General features: G+C 60.1%; 11 protein-coding genes and 4 pseudogenes. 6 read left to right on the top strand and 9 right to left on the bottom strand.

The window, feature by feature from the left end:
• Positions 1–14: 14 nt before the first annotated feature.
• The 3 genes and pseudogenes from WJ16_RS06255 to WJ16_RS06245 all read left to right on the top strand — a co-directional run.
• Positions 15–725, top strand: a pseudogene (locus WJ16_RS06255) (IS66 family transposase); the annotation flags it as partial.
• Positions 697–1,140 (top strand): GNAT family N-acetyltransferase, encoded by a 444-nt coding sequence (locus WJ16_RS06250; protein ID WP_069256314.1) that lies wholly within the window; start codon positions 697–699, stop codon positions 1,138–1,140. The pseudogene WJ16_RS06255 and the gene WJ16_RS06250, both read left to right, overlap by 29 nt.
• A gap of 186 nt (positions 1,141–1,326) precedes the next feature.
• The gene (locus tag WJ16_RS06245; protein WP_006487081.1) at positions 1,327–1,560 is read left to right on the top strand and encodes a hypothetical protein; all 234 of its coding nucleotides are present in this window, start codon (positions 1,327–1,329) and stop codon (positions 1,558–1,560) included.
• Positions 1,561–1,640: 80 nt separating this feature from the next.
• Here WJ16_RS06245 and WJ16_RS35910 read toward each other — a convergent pair whose 3' ends face one another.
• The 6 genes and pseudogenes from WJ16_RS35910 to WJ16_RS06230 all read right to left on the bottom strand — a co-directional run bounded on the left by WJ16_RS35910 (position 1,641) and on the right by WJ16_RS06230 (position 15,410).
• Positions 1,641–2,087: a GNAT family N-acetyltransferase gene (locus WJ16_RS35910; protein WP_418219852.1), complete on the bottom strand. Its 447-nt coding sequence runs from the start codon at positions 2,085–2,087 to the stop codon at positions 1,641–1,643.
• A 314-nt stretch (positions 2,088–2,401) separates the two neighbouring features.
• Positions 2,402–2,707: pseudogene (locus WJ16_RS06240) on the bottom strand (SOS response-associated peptidase family protein); the annotation flags it as partial.
• 34 nt (positions 2,708–2,741) lie between these two features.
• Positions 2,742–3,116 (bottom strand): hypothetical protein, encoded by a 375-nt coding sequence (locus tag WJ16_RS34665; RefSeq protein ID WP_157126723.1) that lies wholly within the window; start codon positions 3,114–3,116, stop codon positions 2,742–2,744.
• A gap of 363 nt (positions 3,117–3,479) precedes the next feature.
• Positions 3,480–5,240, bottom strand: coding sequence for a ShlB/FhaC/HecB family hemolysin secretion/activation protein (locus WJ16_RS06235; protein ID WP_069257971.1), 1,761 nt, complete (start codon positions 5,238–5,240; stop codon positions 3,480–3,482).
• Between the two features lie 77 nt (positions 5,241–5,317).
• Positions 5,318–5,821 carry an SMI1/KNR4 family protein gene (locus tag WJ16_RS32925; RefSeq protein WP_167375363.1) on the bottom strand — a complete coding sequence of 168 codons (504 nt, stop codon included), beginning with the start codon at positions 5,819–5,821 and terminating at the stop codon, positions 5,318–5,320.
• 1 nt (position 5,822) lies between these two features.
• On the bottom strand, positions 5,823–15,410 hold the full coding sequence (locus WJ16_RS06230) for a hemagglutinin repeat-containing protein (protein ID WP_167375362.1): 9,588 nt from the start codon (positions 15,408–15,410) through the stop codon (positions 5,823–5,825).
• Positions 15,411–15,766: 356 nt separating this feature from the next.
• Between WJ16_RS06230 and WJ16_RS06225 the strand changes: the two are divergent.
• Positions 15,767–16,306, top strand: a pseudogene (locus WJ16_RS06225) (DUF932 domain-containing protein); the annotation flags it as partial.
• A 24-nt stretch (positions 16,307–16,330) separates the two neighbouring features.
• Here WJ16_RS06225 and WJ16_RS35905 read toward each other — a convergent pair.
• Together WJ16_RS35905 and WJ16_RS06220 are read right to left on the bottom strand one after the other, a co-directional pair.
• Positions 16,331–16,447: pseudogene (locus WJ16_RS35905) on the bottom strand (IS3 family transposase); the annotation flags it as partial.
• A 192-nt stretch (positions 16,448–16,639) separates the two neighbouring features.
• Complete coding sequence (locus WJ16_RS06220) at positions 16,640–16,876, bottom strand: hypothetical protein (RefSeq protein WP_069256312.1); 237 nt, start codon at positions 16,874–16,876, stop codon at positions 16,640–16,642.
• 326 nt (positions 16,877–17,202) lie between these two features.
• Here WJ16_RS06220 and WJ16_RS06215 point away from each other — a divergent pair, with 326 nt between their 5' ends.
• Positions 17,203–17,637, top strand: a complete 435-nt coding sequence (locus WJ16_RS06215; protein WP_069257970.1) for a hypothetical protein — start codon at positions 17,203–17,205, stop codon at positions 17,635–17,637.
• 88 nt (positions 17,638–17,725) lie between these two features.
• Here WJ16_RS06215 and ppx read toward each other — a convergent pair whose 3' ends face one another.
• The gene (gene ppx, locus WJ16_RS06210; protein ID WP_069256311.1) at positions 17,726–19,240 is read right to left on the bottom strand and encodes an exopolyphosphatase; all 1,515 of its coding nucleotides are present in this window, start codon (positions 19,238–19,240) and stop codon (positions 17,726–17,728) included.
• A gap of 278 nt (positions 19,241–19,518) precedes the next feature.
• Between ppx and ppk1 the strand changes: the two genes are divergently transcribed.
• Complete coding sequence (ppk1, locus tag WJ16_RS06205) at positions 19,519–21,582, top strand: polyphosphate kinase 1 (protein ID WP_069256310.1); 2,064 nt, start codon at positions 19,519–19,521, stop codon at positions 21,580–21,582.
• The last annotated feature ends 22 nt before the right edge of the window (positions 21,583–21,604 follow it).

Raw genomic sequence — 21,604 nt, 5'->3', positions numbered from 1 at the left:
GCTGCCACCCGCCATCGCCGACACCTGGCCGGATTGCGAACTTCGATCAGCCTCGTTCGGGCCGCTGGTTAACTCAGGCTGGCTACGAGCTCTATAACGGCATCGCCCACGATCACCAACTCGTGCATCTCGGATGCTGGGCACACGTGCGCCGCGGCTTCATCAAGGCCGAGGAGTCGGTGCCGAAGGCGGCACGCTCACCGGATCTGCTGGCCACACGCTTCGTGGCACCGATCGGCAAGCTGTTCGCGGCCGAGGCGCGCAGCGCGAAGTGGGAGTCTGAACGCCGGCAGCGACTACGCGCCCGCTACAGCGCCCGCGTGCTCACCCTCATCGAGCGCAGGCTGGTCCAGCATCTGCCAAGCGTCGTGCCGTCGAGTCTGCTTGGCAAGGCATTGCAGTACATGAACGGACAGTGGCCCAAGCTCGTCCGCTACGTCGAGAACGGGAGCTGGCCGATCTCGAACAACCCTTGCGAGAATACGATCCGGCCGTTCGTCGTCGGCCGCAAGGGCTGGCTGTTCTCTGATACGGTCGCCGGTGCGCAGGCCAGTGCTAACCTGTACTCGCTCGTCGAGACATGCAAGGCGAGCGGTGTCGAGCCGTATCGCTATCTGGTCTCGCTGTTTAGAGCGCTACCGAAGGCGAAAACCCTCAGCGGCTACGAAGATCTTTTACCTTGGAGCACTGTGCGTGATGAAGTCATCGGACTTTCTCATTCGTGAATCGCGATCATCGGATCACGCAACAATCGCATTCTTGTTGCAGCAACTCGGCTACTTGACGACTCCAGCGCTAGTCCTCGAGAAGATGGAAGCGATGCTTCCGAGCCCGGTGGACAAAATCATCGTGGCCTCCGTGCGAGAAGAGGTCATCGGTAGTATTAGCCTCCATGCACTACCTCTCTTCCACGCAGCGGGCAACCTCGGGCGCATAACTAGCATGGTCGTCGACGAGCGATATCGGGGAAACGGAGTTGGTAGCGCGCTGATTGACGCTGCAGAACACTGGTTTAGGCAGGTGGGATGTGTAAAGTTGGAAGTGACGAGCGGTGACCACCGACCGGCTGCTCACAACTTCTACGAGCGAAATGGTTTCTCGAGAGACGGCCAGCGGCTTTCCAAGACGCTCCATTCATAGAGGGGCGTCTTTACCTGATCGCTTACGTATCTTGGCCTCGGCGCGACTGCGGAATCATTCCCGATTAAATCGCTTCTCCCGCAGCGTGCCGTTGGAACCTTCAACGGAGTCGTTCTGCCAAGGGCGGCAAGAACGGACACAGCGTGTACGATCTGGTCTTCAAGAAAACCATCCAAGGAGAGGGGAATGAATCCGGAACAGGCCCGAGCCGAAGAAACCGAGGCGATGGAGCGCATGGTGGCCGCCACGCTGCGCGTGCAGAGTACGTTCGCCTCGATGCAGAAGCAATTTCCGCCGCAAGGCAGCGGCGAGCCTTCGCCGTTCGCGCTGCAAACCTTTGATGCCGCCCTGCAGGAACTTGAAGACGCACAGGCCGCGTTCGATGCGCTGCTGAACGATCTGATCGACGGTAACCGCTAAAGGCTACGCCCTTATCCGCACCGATTGTCGACGATCTAAAAAGCTGTTCGAACGGCCGTTCGTAGCCGGTAACGAGCGTTCTAGTCAGGCCCATGCAGAGCAAGCTTGTGAGCGTCTTCCACTCGGATTTCAAAGTGCGCGCGCCCGCGAATCTCTGCGATCAGGCGAAATCCGCATTTTTCCGCTACTCGAACAGAGGCCCGATTTTCAACGGAGCATGACGCGGTCATGCTTACGATTCCACCCGAGCCAAACGCCCGTTGCAGCAATTCTCGAACCGCCAAAGCCGCGTGGCCTTTTCCCCAGAAGGCGGGTAACAGGAACCACCCGCAATCGGCCGAGCCGGGAGCCCGAACTGTATATCCGACGCTTCCGATCATCCCTGCCACGTGCTGAAATTCAACAGCATAGAAGAACCGTACCCGTCTGGCGGATCGTTGTTGCGCGATCGCGTCAGCCAGAGCACTCTCGCACTGCTCTCGCCTTCGCGGGAGCCACGACACATATCGTGCGACAGCGGAACTCATCTGCAATTCGCAGAACCGATCGGCGTCAGACGGCACGTGCTCACGGAGTTGAATACCGTACGGTTTCATCGTGTATGCCGACGTTCAAGAAGCCAAATTGTCAACGATCCGGCCGTATGCGTCGAGTGTCGGCTATTGGCCGAAAAAGGACAGCATCGGAAATCTCGGCCCTGGTATTCCACCCCATAGTTCAGGGGATGGAATGATAAGCGCAAGGCTTATCCAGCAAGGCTCTCGCCCCCTGCTGTAGCAGATTTGTAACGCACAAAAAAGCCCGCTCGCTGCGGGCTTTCGTGTATCGGCGCGCAGTCACGCTACTTCGGTTCGGCCACCATTTCACCGGCCGGATAGATCTGTAGCATCCCACGCGCGGCCTCAACGTTCGTTGTGTGCAGCCATTCGTCATAGTCGGTCGGCCGCAATATGACCACCGATCGCTTTTCATCGCCGGGCTTGTGCATACGCCCCATCACAGCATGGCCCATCATGGTCATGCCGACCAGCGAGCGGCCATCTTCACCGTCATAGCGTCGCCAGATGCCGGCAACGCAATACAACTGCCAATCCGTTAGCCCAATCCGCTGCCAGACGTTCCGGCCCGTTTCGTAACAAGGCTCGTATTGACGTGGCCCCAACGATACTGCCGGATCGCTTTCACATGGCCGAACACTTCTTTGCTGGTGTCACGGCAACCGGCTCATCCAAACCGTCTTTATCGATGTGGCGTATTGCTGCCCGACACATACGGCGCTCGTAATCCAGGAAAACATCATAGTCCTGTCCTGCTACAGGGGAAAACGTCACCGGGGGCGCATTGCAATATGTCGTCCCACCGTATTGTCCCATGTACGTGCTCATCGACAACAACAACGTAACCGGCTTCCCGGCAGGCACCACATATTCCCTGATGAGATCTTTCGAGAAGAGACCATCCACTCGCATGGACTCACGCGGGCTCGGTGGCATTCCAATTACGACGCTACGCGACGAATATTTCCATGCTGCAATGAAACCGTCGTTTGCCTTCACTGCGCCTGGGTCGGATACTGAACCAGCGCAACTACCCTCCCAGAATGTCGCACTTTTTTCTGGGCCGTTGGACGAAAGAACTCGCATTCTCGCCGACACCGCAGGATCGTACGCGGGCGTCTCCACATCTACATAGTGATGCGGCGGTATGATGTAAGCGCATGCACTCAGGAACATAGCGCTGGGTAGCGCGAGAACTACGCCTCGAATCATTGATTTATACATGATCATCTAATTAAGTAAGCTACCACCGTGTGTCCGCTGCTTTACACGACCTTCGGTTTAGCGCGTATTCGCCTACACTCCGCTCCCTTGAGCATGCCTTCCGTTTAGCCTGCGCCCTGTCTCGCATCCCGCCATCGCTCAAAACTGCGCTGTCACCTGAAAGCCAAAGGTCACACGTGCAGTCGGAAATCCAGATGGCTTGTAGACCGGTGTGCCGGCAAATAAGTCGTAACCGTATCCACCAAACCGCGTCGTAACGCTACCCTTCACGCCAATCACTGCACCAGCCAACTGCGTGCCGATCAACACAACTGGCTGCGGTCCCCATACACGGCCGTAATCCAGTCCGGCATAAATCGCTTGTCCGGTTTGCCCAATCGGCATTTGGAGTTCGTTGCGCCAATAGATGCCACGCGCCGCCGCCAACATCGTTTCACCATCGAAACCACGCACCGTATAGCGACTGCCAATGGTCAAGTCATCGATGTAGTACAGCGTGTTACCCGTGTACTGGCCACGGATGCTCGTCACGTAGCGGAACGGCTGTTTGGCGATCGCGAACGGCACCGACAAGTTCGCATCCAACACCGCCATTCGGTAGCGGTAGGTTGGGCCGCCGCCCGCCGCGAGGATGTCGTCCCTCGCGCCGAGACCGCCAACGCCCTGACGATAGGCGAGCGTGCCGTCGAACTGAGCCCCGTCGAAGTAGTGACGATCGGTCAGGCCAAGTTCGATAACCGTGTTGTTGCGCCGCTGCTGCGTGATTTCTGTGTCTTCAATGAAGCTTTCGCCAAAGCGGCGCGACAGGCGGACGTACCCACCAAACACGTCGTTCTGACTGCGCAGCAGCACGCGCGCCAGTTTGAAATCCAGCGTCTTTGAATTGCCGCTTGCAACAAACGTCTGGTTCACACCAGCAATCTGTTGATAGTAGGTGTTCGTGTACGCCGCAATCGTGGCGGTCCAGTAGCCCCAAGGAATCGAATAGAACCCGTTCCAGCCGTGTGACCCAAGGCGCTTGTCGCCAAATTCAAGGTCTTGACTCACGCCGACGTTAAACACGTCGTTCAGGCCAAGCGGGTTGTCGATTCCAATTGACAGATTGCCCTGGAGTCTGCCCGTCGCGCGTGTGCCCGAATTGTCGATCGAGGCGACGACCGTCCACGGCTTACCGCGCTTCACGTCGAGGACGACATCGCTCTCCCCCGGCACGTCGGCCGGCACGATCTGCATCGACACGTCCTGGCTCGTCACGCGCTTCATCTGTTCGAGGCCTTGTTCGAGGTCGCGCAGGTTCAATAGTTCACCGTCGCTGGTCGGGAACGCGGTCTTCCAGGTGCCGCGCAATTTCTCATCGGCAAACCGGACATGCCGGATCACACCCGGTACCAGAGCCAGCTTTAGCGTCCCCGTCGAAAGGTCTTGTTCCGACAGTAGAACACGCGTCGTGATGTAGCCGCGCGCCAGGATCGCGCGCGACAGTCCCTTGACGATCGTATCTATGCCTTGCTTCCCGATGCACTGGCTGGTGTAGTGGACGAGCCATTCGCGAGCGAACGCGAAACGATCCATCGGCAATGCGGACGCCCCTTGCGACTTAACGGAAACCTGCAAGGAATCGGGGACGTCGAGCGCGAAGCGATCGATACGGAAACACGGTTGCTCGGTCGGGACCGATGGATATGTTTCGACTTGCGGGACTTCCGACCGCAAAGCAGGGGCTCGCACCGTCGCGTCCCGCTGCTGCGCGTCACGTTGCTGCTGTGCTTGCCGATCCTGTTCTGCGTTCGCACGCGCGGCAGCAGCACGATCGGCCGGCGTAGGCGCTTGCTGTGCCTGTACCGCGAGCGATACCAAGGCCGTGAGAGGTAACACCGCTAACCGTTTCGTTAATTTTATCTTCACCTAACCCTCGATCCTGCTATCTCATCGGCGGTCGTTTTCAATGAGAAATAAAATTAAAATGTCAATTCCTCTCAATTAACATCACCTTTGATTTTCTTAAGAAAGTCAGGATCAATCCAGACCTCCCCGACATCATTTGGATCAAGTTCAACGTCGTCGACAGAGAATGGGCGAAGTACGTCAAAAAATTTAGATAAAGAGGGGGCGATCTTTGTAAGGGCCTTCACCCCCGGCACTTCATGATCAAAGAAATACACCACGCCAAATTCGCGTTTCCTGATCGACAAGCAAACATAATTTCCTCCAGATGCGTAAGCAAATGGTAGAAATTTCTTCGGCCCGGTTTGCTCAATGAGCGATTTGCAGTAAATAATTTTATCAAAAGGAATAAATTGACTTACCCCCGCATTGTTACCTCCAGGAACATCAAATATATTCTCTTGGATGTAAGCGCCATTCATTACCTCAAGCAGATCAATATATTCTTGAGGCAAATTAACCTTTATGGCTGCCTCAAGATTTTTGATTGCATCTAACGATGGCGCAGGTAATGCTTTGCGAGCCTCAATTTTCACGTCAATCTCCCGGCGGTTGAAGTACAGCGGACCCACCTGTGTGGCGCACCGCATTATGAAGGTCTTGCGGTATCAAAAGCATAGTCTGACCATTTTCGACGTGGTGCCAAACATAGCCTTCGGGAGTTTCCGATAGTCCGACCTTCTTATTGGCAAGAGCTTCATCAGTTCGATAGTTACCCGTCAAGTTGCTGATGTCTGTTTTAGCCTTCGCGTAGGGCAAGAAATCAGGGAACCCCTGCGAATTGAACTTGACTCCTTGCGGATACTTCTGCTGAATTTCAGGCGGGAGCTTGTCCATCGGAAACTGCTGGTCCGCGTATTTGCTATTAATTGGGTAGCGCCCATTGACCAGGGGTAACCCATTGCGTCCAACTCCAGTAATGGCCGCCGCCACGCCGTAGCCAGCGGCCGGTGATGCTCCGATCCCAAGCTCCGCAATCAGCTCCGACCCTTGCAACGACTTGAGCGCATCCATGCCAGCATAGCGCGTGTAGCTCTGAAGCGCTGCTGTACGGAGCGAGATCAAATTCGTGTCGGACGACTTGAGGTTCATCAGCTCGTCCGTCTCGGCGGTAGACAGGCTCCCGGTGTCCCGAAGCTTCTGTTGCAGTTCGTTTTCGCGAGCACCGTATTCGACTTGCTGCTGCCGGAGATCAGTAAGCACGGCCTTACATGCGTCGGCACTGGCGCAGTCCTTAACCTTGGCTTCGTTCGCTTCCCAGAGCTTGCCATACTGCTGCTTGACCTTCTGGTTACACACCGACGGATCGGCTGCCGTCGAACAACTGACCTTCGCCAACGAGCGTGCGGTCTGCTCAGGCTGCGTGAGGAAGTTGTTTTCGACTTCCGTTTGACCCGCCGTCGTTGCTGTCGCTGCATTCAGTCCACCAGCGTTGGCAACGCCCGCGACAATACTGGAAATCAGGTTCCCCTTGGCCTGCTTCTCCGTCGCGGTTTCGTTCGGACTATCGGTGAACAAATTGCTCAACAGGCTCGACGTCGCTGCCCCCATCGCGCCAGCGCCGCAATTCTGACTACTTGCAGCCGCGCCAGCACAGGCCACGATCGCATGCATTGCTGCGTGTAGCGGACTGCCTTCCGTGACCGCCCCCGTCTTGACAAGATCACCGATGTACGACGCGCCCTGTTGTTGCAAGTAGTTCACGACGCCGGCTTGAACAAACTGTCCGCTGCTACCCGCGACGTTGCCGCCTGCTGCTGCCGTCAACGCCGACAGTACCTGCCGGTAGGTACCACCCGGCCCCCAATCGGCCATCAACTGATCGGCTTTCTGCTGGGCTGCTGCCCGTTGTTCGGGCGTCAGGTCGAGATTCTTCGATGCCGCTTTTGCTGCATCCGCTTCTTTCAACCGATTATCGACAAACGTGCCAGCCTGATTGATGAACTGACTGGTGATATCAAACCCGGCCTGCACTTTGTCCTTGTCGAAAATCGGCGCGAGCGTGCCGCCCGTATTCGACGTATCGCGATTGACGCTCGCTACCGTTTCGTCACCAGTCTTGCCGGTCATCTGCTGTTGCTTGGCGCTGTCGGTGATCTTGAGCGAACCGCCGCTGATCCCGCTACGCGTGGTTGAACTCGCATCGTCCGATGCACTCAACGCAATCGGGGGAGTAGCGGAAAATCCGCCGCGATCCGGGAGGTTCGTGCCGGCAACCGGATTTACGTTATCGGCCGTTCCCTTTTGGTTCTTGCCGATGCCGCCGCCGTAACCGCCAGAAATCCCGACCGACGACGCGTCGTACGACGCGTGATTCTGGATATCGCTCGTCGTCAGCGTCGCCGTAGTCAGGCTGTTCTTGCCGTCCTGTACAGCCTTGTCGTTACTCGCGATCACACCGCCTTTCAGGTCCGTATTGCCCTTTACATCGACCTGATAACCGCCGTCGCCAGCCTTGATGCCCGACTGTTCGACGACGGTCGCGTAGTCGCTGTTCATCTTCTGCTGACTGATGTTGCCCGATACACTCGACGGGCCGGTACACAACGGCGGCACGCACACGCTGACCGATACGCCTGCGCCTTGTTGCTTCGAATTGTAATGGTCGGTGTCCTGCAAGCTCTCGACGTTCAGGTTGCCGCCCACGTCCGCGACGACTTGCTTGCCGGACGCGACCGCGCCCTTGATGTTCGTATCACCGCCGGATCGAATCGTCAGCGTGTCGCCTGCCGTGACGTGTGTATTCGTCCAAGCGGTTGAATTGCCATCCGTGTTTCCTCGATTGCCCGCGACGCCAGCCGTGAATGCAATTCCATTCTGCTTACCGCCCCCAATCGACACGCCGACGCCGAAGCTTCCGCCGCTATTCTTCGATGACTGGCTGCTGGTACTTTCAGCCGCTTCCAGATTCACCTTGCCGTCTGCGGCAAGCTTAGCGCTGCCACCGGCCGAAATCGTACTACCGATCACGTCGATATTGCTATCGGCACCAGCGCCAGTTGCCTTTATCGATACGTTGCGGCCAGCCGACACCGTACTACCGACTGCCGTACTCGCTTGCGATTGCGACTGGCTGTCGCTCTTGCTCGCACCGATGGAAATATTGATACCGACGGTCTTACCGAGTGCCGACGGATCGCCGCCGCCCGTTGCATCATAGGCGTTCTTCGCAGCGAGGCCGGTCGTTGCGGCCGCCAGCGCGGTCAGACGGGCATCGCCCTTGGTTTTGCCGGCCGCTTCGACCATCTGCCTGCCGGTCTGTGCCAAGGCGATGACGGGGCTGGTCACGCCGACCGTCACGCCAGCCTGTCGATATTGCTGCTGTTCCGACTGACTCATCGTGTCGTAAGCCGAATCGATCTTGACAGTCTTGCCTTCGAGCGACAGGTCATTACCTGCGTGCAACGTGCTACCGGTAGCGTGCAGGTTGCTTCCGGCGGTCACATTCAGATTACCGTTCAAGGAACCGACCATGCTGCCGGTGTTCGTGACTTCCGTCGAATGCTGCTGATCCGTCATCGAGCGCGTGCCAATCGAAACCGACATGCCTCCGTTCGACATGAGGCCCGATTCCTTTTTCTCGAAGCTATTCGCCGACGACACCGTATCCTGCGAAGTCGTGATCCTGACGTCACGCGCCGCGTTCAGATCGACATCGGTTGTGCCGACTACGTTGCTGCCCTGAACCGTGATGTCCTTGCCGGACTGAATCTTGACGGTATCGCCCGATACGGTGCTCGCGACACCGATGTTGGCTTGCGTGTCGTGCGATTCCTTGGTGGTCGACCCCGATACGAAACTGCCGCGCTTCGTCTGGACGTTCTTGTAGCTGTCGTGTTCCTCGCGGCCTTCATTGATTGTCACGTTACCGCTGCCGGCAATCGCCACACCGCCCGGCGTCGCGCTGTTGGCACCCGACGTAACCGACGAGCCCGTCAAAGTGACATTGCCTTCCGACGCATCAGCGATGTTGATGGCGGACAATACTGCATTGCGACCAGCCGAGAAGGTGGTGCCGACAGCGGTTTCGTCGTAGGTATGGTCGACTTCCTTGCGGGCTCGCCCATCGGTCGCGACGTTATCGAGCTTCGCTGTGTCGGTGACGGTCGTTGCCGTGAGGTTGCCGCCGGCCAGCACCGATAGATCCTTCCCGGCCAATACATTCGCGCCCTTAAGCGTCGTATCGTTACCGCTTTGCATTCCCAAGGTGCCGCCTGCGGTGATGCCGCTCGTCACGTTCTTCGTCGTGGATTCTTCCCAATGCCGCTGATCGCTCAGGTGCATCGACTGGTCCGTCGTGGACTGCACGGTATCGGCGTTGATATCGCGCCCCGCCGTGACCAGCGCATCGCCGCCGGCCGACAGATTCGCACCGTGAAGAGTGAGGTCACGACCAGCCTGAACCGACAGGTCGCCCGTCGCAGCAATCGTGCCTTGCTGGCCGATCAGGCTCGTACTGACCTTGCTTGCACCTGATGTACCGGTCGCACCGACTGCATCAACCAGTGTCGTATTGACGATATCGCGACCCGCCGATACGGCGACACGATTTCCGGTAATCATGCCCGACGCGTTCACGACATCGTTGCTCGCCGACACGACGGTCGTGCCGTTTTTGCTATCGCTCGAAATCGTGCCGCCGCGATTCAGGATATCGGTCGCGGTGAGTACCGTTTTCGTGCCGCCCTTGATGACGCCCGTATTCGTCGTGGTACCAGTCGTATGAATTTCAACGTCATCGGCCGCGATCAACGCTCCGGTCGGTTGCAGGTCGTTCGCATGCGTTTGTGCCATGTAGACGACCGGGGCCAGCACGTGGGTCGTGCTGCCATCGGGCAGCGTCACGGTCTGGTCGACCAGCCACACGATATCGCTCGTCAGCGCGTCCATTTGCGCGGCGGTCAGCGCCATGCCAGGCACCAAACCGAATGACTTCGCGTAGTTCGCGCCGTTCGTCATCAACGCCCGATATTCGTCTTCGGCGCTCGCGTAGCCGGGCAGGAAGGTGCGTCCCGTCAACTGCGTAATCTGGTTGCGCACCATCTGCTGCTCGTACATCCCGTCGCCCAAGCGCTTCTCGATACTCGCGGGGTTCAGGTTCAACTGGCCGAGCATGTAGTCGCTCGAAATGAAATTCGTATAGGTCGTCAGCCGCGGATCGGTGACGATCAGATACGGTTGCCCCGGCGCGGGATGAATCGAGTACATGCCGCTCGTCGGCAGCGTGATCGATAATGCGCCGGTTGCACTCGCGACCGATTGCAGCGCGGGAACCGTTGTCGAACCGCTGGCCGCGCTGACCTTGGTCAGATTGCCGCCCGACACGCCTTGATTGGCCGAATTGTTGCCGAGCGTGCCGCCCGTTGCGCCCGTCGCGGAATTTTGTGCGGCGACGTTCTGGTTATTGACGCTCTGCGCGTCGATTGTCACCGACTGATTCGCAATGATTGTGCCGCCCGTACCGCCAATCGCGACCGGCGTATGGACAACCGGCGGCTCAACGATCGTGCCGCGATCCTGCGTGGTGTCTTCGTTCCACGCATACATCGATACGATGTTGTCGGTCTGGTACTGATACAGCGTCTGACCAACGTTGTTGACGACCGTACCGCCGTAACTGCCGCTCCCCACCGAGCCGTTCTGCTGCGTGCTGCCGATTTGAATCGATTTGCCGGCCGTGATCACGCTGTAGTCGTTGTTGATCGTCCCGACGTTCGCCATCGTGATACTGCCGCCCGCGACGAGCTGCGCCTGCGGCGCCTGGCTCGTTACCTTGTCTTGCTGGGTCGTGGACGTGGTATCGCGCCAGATCTCAACACGCTGATAGCCGTTATGACCGTCGCTGCGCGTCGCATATTCTGTATCCGGTGCGTAGTTGATGTGCGGATCGTATCCGACCCAATACACTGCCGTGACGCTGCCGTCACCGTTCACCGTCAACGTGTTGTAGTAGAGCGTTTGCTGCTGACCGTTGACGTTCACGACCAGTACGCGATCGACGGGATCGGTCCCGTTCGATTGGGACACGATCTGGCTTGCCGAGTAGGTTGCCGTCTGCGGCGTTTTGTATGGGCCCGACCACGTCGCATACGAACACACGCCATGGTTCGGCGCAGCGTTACCGGTCGGGCAACCGATGAACTGCTGTCGCTTCGTTTGATGCGTGGTCGTTGTATCGGTCGTTTCGGTCGTGACCGTCGGCGCGGGGCGCGAATTAGTGAACGTGCCGGCCGCAAGCTCAATGTTGCCTTGCGCTTCGATCGTGGATTGATCGTTCAGTACGTTCTGCGTGCGGTTGGCGAGCAACCCGTTGGCGTCACGCTGACCGTTCGCCGCGATGTTGATATCGCCGACGCTGAACAGGTTCGCGCCACCCGTATTCGACAGTTGGTTTGTTGCGTACAGGTTCAATAGGTTGGCGGCGGCGAAGACAGCAGCCGCACCGGTGTTCGTGATCGTGTTGGCGTTCGCCGTCACGTTGGCCCCGATCACCGTTCCTGTATTGTTCAACGTCGCGCTGTTGGTCGTGACCGAATCGCCTTCGATGCGGCCTGCGTTATCAATCGTGCCGCCGTTCGCGTTGACCGTCGTGTTTGCGGAATTCAAATCCGCACCACTTTGGTTATCGACGTTCGCCGCATTCACCGTGAGCGCGCCATTGGCATCCATCACGCCTTGGTTCGTCAGTTTTCCCGACGTGGAAAACGTGAGGTTGCCGTTCGCGTGAAGCTTGTTCGCGGCCGTCTGCGTGTAGTCACTCCCGAGCGTAATCGAACCGTTACGACCTGCGACGATAGAACCGTCGCCGTTCAACGTTCCCGTCGTCAGCGACAAATCCTGATCGCTGCCGATCGCACCGCCAGCATTCGACAACGCGCCTGTCTGGATCGACACGCTGCCACCGCTACCGGCGTCATTGCCGATCTTGCCGGAGGTGTCGTCAATCGATGCGGCAGTCAACGACAGCACGCCGTTTGCATGCACCGATCCATTCGAATTGGAAAGGGTAGCGTTCGCGCCGTTGAGCGTCAGGTTGTTCGCGGCCGACAGTACGCCGCCAGCATTGTTCGCACTACTGGCGACGTTCAACGTCAGGTCGTGGCCGGCCAATGTTTGACCGCCTTGCGCATTCGTGAGCGTTTGCGTGGTCAGCGTCACATCGCCATTGCCGCCGATGGTGCCGGCACCCGCTTTGCCGGATGCATCGGTGTTCGTGATCGATGTGCCGCCGTCGATCGTCGTCGCGCCCGTGCCGATATTGGCAATCCGTCCGTCACTATTATCAATGCTCGCCCCGGACAGTTGGAGCGTCGCCGTTGCGCCGTTCGCCTCAATTTGCCCGCCGTTATTGAGCACCGCGCCTTGTGCTGCGACCTTCAAATTGCCGTTCGCTTGAATCAGGCCGGCCACGTTTGCAAGCTGGCCGTTCGACTGCACCGACAGCGATTGTGCGGTCAGCAAAGAACCGTTCGAATTGTCGACGGTGCCGCCTGAAACCGACACGTTTCCGTTGCCGCCGATCGTGCCGCCTGCCGTGTTCGTCAGCGCATTCGTCGCCGTGACGGACAGCGCATCCGTGCCGAGCGCCTTAACGGCACCGCCGTCGTTTGCCATGCTGTCGGCCGAGATCGTCAAGGCGTGGTTCGACTCGATCGCACCGGTTTTGTTGTTGATCGCCCCTCGGGATTTGATCGTTACGCTATCGGCGCCGATGTAGCCGGCCGCGCTGTTATCGAGCGACTCAACGCCGAGCGTAGCCTGCCGTTGCGCGGACAAAGTACCGGCCTGATTCGACACGGCGGCGGCGGTCAGTGCGAGCGCCCCATTGGTCGCGATAGACCCGCCGTTATTCGACAACGCACCCGTCCCAATGGTCAGCGTACCGCTGCCGGCGTGTGCGATTTTGCCGTGATCGTTAATGAGCGTCGCGGGCGTCAGACTCAGATCGGCACTGTTCGTCTGCACCGTACCTGAACTATTGTCGAGCGTCCCCGAAACCGCGATCGTGGTCGGATTTGTGCCGGTTTGCGTAATCGCGCCCGACCGGTTCGCAAGGTCGCTTGCCGTCAACGACAACTGGCTTGCCTGAATCGAACCTGAACTATTGTCCAGATTGGTCGCGCGAACGTTTGCTAACGCGCCGGCAGAAATGCTGCCGGAAGCATTAGCCAGGTGTGCGCCGGCATCGATCGATGCGTTCTGACCGGCCGTCAGCGTTCCGCTGCCGTTGTCCACGGATTGCGCACCGACCGTTAAATCGGTCGCGGCGCTGATCGATCCTTGGTTTGCGATGCTGCCGGCCTGAATTGCGACAGTGCCGTCGCCGCCGATGACGCCACCTTGCGCGCCGTTCGCGGTCGTGCCTGCTGCGTTTGTGAGCTGGCCGCTCGTGGTAATGGACAGACCGTCGCCATTCAGGGACGTAACACGCCCGGCGGTATTCTGAAGCGACGCGGCGACCACCTTCATTTGGCCTGCGCTTTGGATGATGCCTTGCTGATTGGCGATTGCGCCGCCTTCCACGTCGGCGGTGTTCTGCGACACCAGCGTGCCGGCCTGATTCGAAATCGCCCCGGACGATTTAACCGTCAAAGGGCCTTGCGACGACACCGTGCCGCCTTGATTCGACACGCTGCCCGCCGTCAGCGTGGCACCGCTTTGGCTGGACAGGCTGCCGTGGTCGTTGACGATCGCGCCCGCTGCGGTCGCGTTCAATGCACCCTGTGCACTCGTCGTCGCATTCGACAGGTTGATATCACCCGCCGTCGCGTTCACATCCAGCGTGCCATTCGTCGCCGTCTTGCTGCCGGCCAGATTGACGCCGTAGCCGCGCAAGGTCGTGGTACCGCCTGCGATGTTCTGGCCGGTCGCAGTCAATTGACCCGTCGTCGTCACTTGCAGATCACCGGCTTGCGTGACCGTGCCGTTGCTATCGACGCCGGCGCCGATTGCGCCCGTCGAATTCAGCGACCCGGCTTTCACGCCAACGTTGTGCTGCGCGGAAAGCGTCCCGCTATTCGTCATGTCCGCGCCGGTACTCATCGACACGGATTGCTGGCTATAGGTCGTACCGTTGTTGTCGATGCCGCCACCAGCCGCCACCGCGACGTTGCCAAGCGAACTGATCTTGCCCGACTGCACCAACCGCCCGTCGGTCGTGAGCGTCATGCCGGCCGCGTCCGCCGAGAGCGTGCCGGCGTTCTGGACACCGACCGCGCTCCCCGAACTGACGAGGAAAATGCGGTTGGCATACATACCGCCGAGCTGGCCGACGTCGATCGCAACCGCCGGGGCCGCGCCATCACCCTGAATCGGCGTTGCCGCGAGCGTGTCGTGATTGACCTGATTCGCACCTGCGATTACGTTCAGATTTTTCGCATAAATAGCTGCATTCGCCTGAACGGCGCGCGCGATAATGTCAACCTGATCGATATTTGCCGTATTGAGGCCGGATCCGGATACCGTGACAAGCCCGCGATTCACATTGAATCCGGCCACAGAACCGTCCGCGCCGTAATACGGCACACCGGTTGTCAGCACGGCGCGTGACGTATTAATGAAGCCGCCGCCGTCGATTTGCAATCCAGCCGGATTGCTGATGATTAGCTCAGCTTTTTGCCCAGCAATCTCAACGAAACCACGAATTGAGCTTGGATTATTGCTGTTGACTTGGTTGACGATGATCCGTGCGGCGTCGTTCGGCCCGAAGTTCGGGTTGCCGTTGATCATGCCCGCTTGCTGCGTGTTGACGATTGTAGGCGAGTTATTGAGTATCGCGCCGGGCTTTTGTACGTCGAATTGATTATAAGTATTTAAAGATACGCCAGCATTTCCTGGCTTATTAATATTAACTTGAGGCAATCCATTTTGCGTCTGAATTACCGAGGGCGCGTGTGCGCCGCCGCCCACGATCTGCGCATTCGACCACATGGGCGTTGCGCCAGCGGCGACCAGTACCGCAAATGCCGCGTGACGCAGCGCGAATCGCACGAACACATGTGGCACCCGAGCTGCTGACACAACTTCGCCTCGACCCGCGTTGCCTGACGCGCTGGCAGTTTCTTCAACGGCAATCAGCATGCCCCGGACGCGACTGAATACCAGTCGGTAGCTATTTTTATTCATGGTTCTGGTCTACTCGCAAATCGCGCCAAGGCGCACTACGGATCAACGGATCCATCGCATTGTCTCGCAGAAGTTGCTCTACCCCTTCTCGACGCGGGTTAAAGACTGTCAAATTGTGGCGACAACGAGACGTCTGTTAAACGGACCTGTCAGCGTTAACAGGTCAATCTCAATATCTCGAAAATATATCGATCGCCGCCAATCTCTATTACCCTTATCGAAACGCGCAGCCTCGCTAATCGCCACCCTCGTGGCCGTCGTTCTCGCGGTCCGCTTCTTCCACTCCCCGCTCATTCAATCCAATCTGCCCGGCGTCGGCCGGGCGTTATGCCATCTCTGTCGAACAGGAATTTTCAATGCCCCTCGTGCAAACCATGGCCTACGTTGGAACCGAACCGTGGCACGGCCGGCAACAAGTTCGCCCCCAACAACCACTCGAAGTCTGGGCGCGCGCTGCCGGCATGGACTGGCGCATCGAAGAAGGCGAAGTACGCTTCGTCACCGCTGGCGGCCGTAGTCTCGATTCGATCCACGCGTTTCCTGAACAGATAGTGCGGTACCGCTCGGACAACAAGGCGCCGCTGTCCGTTGTGAGCGCACGCTATCAGGTCGTGCAACCCGAGGAGATCCTGGAGATTTATCGCGATCTGACAGAGATCGGCGGGTTCCAGCTCGAGACAGCCGGCGTACTGAAGGAAGGTCGCAAGCTCTGGGCGCTCGCCCGCACGGGCCAATCCGGCACACTCAAGGGCAAGGATCAGATCAACGGCTATCTGCTGTTGGTCACGGCCCGCGACGGTACCCTGGCAACTACCGCTCAGTTCACGTCAGTACGTGTCGTCTGCAATAACACGTTACAAATCGCGTGGGGTAACAGCGCCGGTGCGATCAAGGTCTAGCACCGCTCGCAGTTCGACGCAGACCTCATTGACTGCACTGACAGACTGTTTGGGCTGCGTGCGCCGAGCCGATTTGTTGCGTCGAGGTCGTTTGGGGCGCAACGAAAGCCCCCGTTCCTGGTACACGCGCCCTGCTCTCACGATGAAGTTTGGCGACCGCACCATGACCACCAAAAACAAAAAACAGCCCGCTCACACCGAACGCGAGCAAGCAAGAAAACGGAACCGCAATCGAGGCACGAGGACTGCCCCAGCAGATAAAAGCACGCCAGCCGAGACTCTCAGCCAAGCAAAGAACCTGACTCTCGAATTGACGACCGAGGACGCAAATCACTCGGCGGGACCAAGCAAAACGTCGATCGCCGCCTGTCCTGCAATCTCGGCCACGAGGTATGCCCAGCGTCGGGTAAATGGGCCGTTTCGAATCTGTATCCGATGTCCGCGCTCACCCAGGATACCGAGGTTGTCGTGACCCTTTATCTGGAACGTGACGTCGTACATGTCCGGAGCGGATGAGGTCAGTTGGACATCAATTTCAAAGCCGCGGTACTCGATGGTTCGCTGCATGACAACCTCCGCAATGTGAATCCGAGCCTAGCACGAATGCAGTACAACCCTCCGACGCCCTGAGGACCGCCATGACCGCCACCTCCGATAAGAGCCGCGCTGATGTGCTGCAGAACAGCATGGCCTCGCACCGCATCACCTGACGAGCCGCCCGAAGCAGCGCCGGCCGACTTGATGCCTGTGAAGCCTGCCGCGATAACGAAAGCCGTAAAGCAGCTCACGCCCACGAAATCCCGGATAAGTCCGCCCCCACCGACCACGCACCCCGCACGCGACATTTCCGCGAACACGCGATAATACGTATGAACAACTCGCATTGTCCGCGCATGAAAAACGACCTTCTGAAGACAGCCCTCTGCGCATCGCTCGTCGCGCTCGCGACGGCCGGCACCGCGTCGGCCAAGGCGCTCGACGACGCGCTCGACTGCCATTCGACCGGCCACAAGTTCGTCGCGCCGCTGCTTGCCGCAGGCGATATCCAGTCAGAACCGATGCATGTCGAATCGAACTCGGTCAACGCGTTCCGCACGAACCACGCGCTGACGGCGTTCGGCTTCGGCGTGTACGTCGTACTCGGCTACCAGGCGAACGACCCGATCTTCCGCCCGGGCGAGGGCAAGCCGATCGGAGACTGGGCCTACGGTGTCGTGGTGCGCGGCACGAAAAGTGCGGTGGAGGAAGCCGTGCGCAAGGCAGGCAGCGACGCGACGGTCAAGCAGGCGTTTCCGTTCCTGACCGCGATCGTCTGTTCGGCGGATTGAGCGGCCGTCAGGGCGATCGCGCGGGCAATGCCGAGAGGGCAGCTGCAACAGCCCATCCCGGCCCCGCCTCGACCTGCGCTTCGACCCTTTACGCGCCGGTATACACCACGCGATACGGAATACCGACCTTCTCCCATTCCGCCGCTTCCTGGCTGAGGCTGTAGTCGGTGAGCGGGTTCTGCTCGACCCATGCGCTCGGCAGGCGCACTTCATACCCGCCCTTCTTCATCTGCGAAACGGAAATGTCCGGCAGCCCCGCATCGGTCCGGCGCCGGCACAGCAGCGCCGCGAGCCGCAGGCAGAACAGCAGCGGCCACTCGACCTCGCGCGCCTGCGACAGCTTGCCGAGCTTGCCCGCGTGACCGAGCACGAGCGCGGCGAGGCGGGCCTGGTCGGTGCGCGAAAAACCCGGCATGTCCGCGTTGCTCGCGATATAGGCCGAATGCTTGTGATACGCGCTGTGCGAGATCGACAGGCCGATCTCGTGCAACGCGGCCGCCCAGCCAAGGAACATCCGCCCCTCCTCGCGCGCCTCTTCGCCGCCTTCATCGAGTTCGTCGTAGAAGCGCACCGCGAGCGCGCCGATGCGCTCGGCCTGCGCGCGATCGACACCGTAGCGGCGCGTGAAGCCCTCGACGGTCACCGCGCGCATGTCCTCGTGCTGCGTCCGGCCGAGCAGGTCGTACAGCACGCCCAGGCGCAGCGCGCCGTCGGTCGTGTCGACGTAATCGACCCCCAGTTCCTCGAACACCGCGAGCATGATCGCGAGGCCCCCGGCGAGCACCGGCACGCGGTCGGGCTTCAGCGCGATCAGCTTCAGCCGGTTGACGTTCTCCGACTTGATCAGGGCCCGCTTCAGGCGCTCGAGGCCGCCGCGCGAAATGCCGTGCGTGATGCCCGGATCGTTGAAGCCGTTCGCCTCGACGAGTTCCGCGAGCGCGCGTGCGGTACCGGACGAACCGATCGCCTGGTCCCACCCGGCCTTCTTGTACTCGCTCGAAATGATCTGGATCTCGCGCTTGGCCGCGAGTTCGGCCTGCCGCATCGTGTATTCGTCGACGTTGCCGGCCGGGAAGAACGTACGGCTGTGGCTCACGCAGCCGATATACAGGCTCTCCATCACGATCGGCGTGTAGTGCGAGCCGATGATGAATTCGGTCGAGCCGCCGCCGATATCGACGACGAGCCGCTTGCCCGCGCTCGCCGGCACCGAGTGCGCGGCGCCCGCATAGATCAGCCGCGCTTCTTCGCGGCCGGCGATCACTTCGATCGGAAAACCGAGCGCCGCCTCGGCTTCGCCGAGAAACTCGCCCGCGTTCTTCGCGACCCGCAGCGTGTTGGTCGCCACCGCGCGCACGTGATCGGGGTGGAAATCGCGCAGGCGTTCGCCGAACCGCTTGAGCGCCTCCCAGCCACGCTCCTGCGACGCGCGATCGAGCATCTTGTCGCTCGACAGGCCCGCGGCCAGCCGGACGGGCTCGCGCAGCGCATCGACGGGGTAGATCTGGCTGCCCGCCGGCGTTTCCTCGACACGACCGACGATGAGCCGGAAACTGTTCGAGCCGAGATCCACGGCAGCCAGCAAGTGGGGAGTTGTAACCATCTGAAGGGGCTCCGTGCGCGTTCGCTCGCGGCGGCCGGTCCGGCCACCCTCAGCGATCAATCAAAGGCGACATTTTAAGCGTGGAACGCTTGCCATTGCCACGCTTCACGGGCATGCACACCGCTCGTTTGCATAGCGTCGAAACATTTATGAGACGAAACGGTTACAGCGTAGAATTTCCCGATATAAATACATTATTGTCATCAGCACGTCATCGTACCGTGAGAGTTTCCGAGCGTCCTTTCGAATCATCGCCCGAATCCCCCCCTACTCTGCCGATGTCCGTCCGTTACCCGCTTCTCAATCGTGAGCTCGGCATCCTCGGTTTCAACGAGCGCGTGCTGGCCCAGGCGTCCGATCCGCAAGTCCCGCTGCTCGAACGCCTGCGCTTCATCTGCATCACCAGCAGCAACCTCGACGAATTCTTCGAAGTCCGGATGGCCGGCCTTCAGGAGCAGATCCGCGACAATCCCGGCGCACTGACGCCCGACGGCATGTCGTTACAACATGCTTACGATCTCGTCGTCGAACGCGCGCAGCGGCTCGTTCATCGACAGTACACGATGCTGCACGAAACCGTACTGCCCGCGCTCGAACAGGAAGGCATCTACTTCCACGCGAGCGACTCGTGGAACGACGAGCAGCTCGAATGGGCGCGGCACTACTTTCTCGACGAGCTGCTGCCCGTGCTGACGCCGATCGGCCTCGATCCCGCCCACCCGTTCCCGCGCGTGCTGAACAAGAGCCTGAACTTCGTCGTCGAGCTCGAAGGCCGCGACGCATTCGGCCGCCAGGCCGTGATGGGCATCGTGCAGGCGCCGCGCGCGCTGCCGCGCGTCGTGCGCATGCCGCACGCGCTGTCGGGCTTCGAGCACGGCTTCGTGCTGCTGAGCTCGTTCATGCAGCGCTTCGTCGGCGAACTCTTCCCGCAACTCGTCGTGAAGAGCTGCAACCAGTTCCGCATCACGCGCAACAGCGAGCTGTTCGTCGACGAAGACGAAATCACGAACCTGCGTGTTGCGCTGCAGGGCGAACTGCCGGCGCGCCACCTCGGCAACGCGGTGCGCCTCGAGGTGTCGGCCGACACGCCGCCGCACATCGTGCGACGCCTGCTCGTGGAAAGCGAACTCGGCGAGAAGGACTGCTATCGCGTGGCCGGATCGGTGAACCTCGTGCGGCTGATGCAGATTCCCGATCTCGTCGACCGCCCCGACCTGAAATTCACGCCGTTCACCGCGTCGACCCCGGCCGCGATCACGAACACGCCGACGATGTTCGACGCGATCGACAACGGCGACATCCTGCTGCACCACCCGTACGAGAGCTTCCAGCCGGTGCTCGAACTGCTGCAGCAGGCCGCGAAGGATCCGAGCGTCGTCGCGATCAAGCAGACGATCTACCGCACCGGCACCGATTCGCCGCTGATGGACGCGCTGATGGAAGCCGCGCGCAACGGCAAGGAAGTGACCGTCGTTGTCGAACTGCTCGCGCGCTTCGACGAGGAAACCAATATCAACTGGGCGTCGCAGCTCGAAGCCGTCGGCGCACACGTCGTGTACGGCGTGGTCGGCCACAAGTGCCACGCGAAGATGATGCTGATCGTGCGGCGCGTCGTGCAGGGCGGCAACGCGTCGCTGCGCCGCTACGTTCACCTCGGCACCGGCAACTACCACCCGCGCACCGCGCGCCTCTATACCGACTTCGGGCTGATGACGGCCGACCAGAAGATCTGCGAGGACGTCCACCACGTGTTCCAGCAACTGACCGGCATCGGCGGCGAACTCACGCTGCACGAGCTGTGGCAATCGCCGTTCACGCTGCATCCGCGCATCATCGAAGCGATCCGCGCGGAAATCGACAACGCGCGGGCCGGCAAGCGCGCGCGTGTCGTCGCGAAGATGAACGCGCTGCTGGAGCCATCGGTGATCGCCGCGCTGTACGAAGCGTCGCAGGCCGGCGTCAAGGTCGACCTGATCGTGCGCGGCGTCTGCGCGCTGAAGCCGGGCGTGCCGGGGCTGTCGGAAAACATCACCGTGCGCTCGATCGTCGGCCGCTTCCTCGAGCACCACCGGATCTACTACTTCCACGCGAACGGCGCGGAGGACGTCTATCTGTCGAGCGCCGACTGGATGGACCGCAATCTGTTCCGCCGCGTCGAAGTCGCGTTCCCGATCCGCGATCGCAAGCTCAAGCGACGCGTGATCGCCGAAGGTCTGTCGGTGTGCCTCGGCGACAACCAGTCGGCGTGGCAGATGCAGAGCGACGGCCACTACCGCCGGCGCCGCACGGGCAAGACGATCCGCAACGCGCAACTCGGGTTGCTCGCGAAGTTCTGCTCGTGAGCCGGCCGCGCGGCGCGCGTCG

This window comes from Burkholderia metallica (genome assembly GCF_001718555.1).
GTDB lineage: Bacteria > Pseudomonadota > Gammaproteobacteria > Burkholderiales > Burkholderiaceae > Burkholderia > Burkholderia metallica.
The sequence above is the reverse complement of the archived record's forward strand: the minus strand, read 5'-3'. Positions and strand labels throughout refer to the sequence as shown.

Excerpts from the sequence above, each read along its gene's own strand:
- WJ16_RS06220 (WP_069256312.1), bottom strand. The coding sequence starts at position 16,876 with ATGCAGCGAACCATCGAGTACCGCGGCTTTGAAATTGATGTCCAACTG.
- WJ16_RS06250 (WP_069256314.1), top strand. The coding sequence starts at position 697 with ATGAAGTCATCGGACTTTCTCATTCGTGAATCGCGATCATCGGATCAC.
- WJ16_RS06215 (WP_069257970.1), top strand. The coding sequence starts at position 17,203 with ATGAAAAACGACCTTCTGAAGACAGCCCTCTGCGCATCGCTCGTCGCG.
- WJ16_RS06245 (WP_006487081.1), top strand. The coding sequence starts at position 1,327 with ATGAATCCGGAACAGGCCCGAGCCGAAGAAACCGAGGCGATGGAGCGC.
- WJ16_RS35910 (WP_418219852.1), bottom strand. The coding sequence starts at position 2,087 with ATGAGTTCCGCTGTCGCACGATATGTGTCGTGGCTCCCGCGAAGGCGA.
- WJ16_RS06230 (WP_167375362.1), bottom strand. The coding sequence starts at position 15,410 with ATGAATAAAAATAGCTACCGACTGGTATTCAGTCGCGTCCGGGGCATG.
- ppk1 (WP_069256310.1), top strand. The coding sequence starts at position 19,519 with ATGTCCGTCCGTTACCCGCTTCTCAATCGTGAGCTCGGCATCCTCGGT.
- ppx (WP_069256311.1), bottom strand. The coding sequence starts at position 19,240 with ATGGTTACAACTCCCCACTTGCTGGCTGCCGTGGATCTCGGCTCGAAC.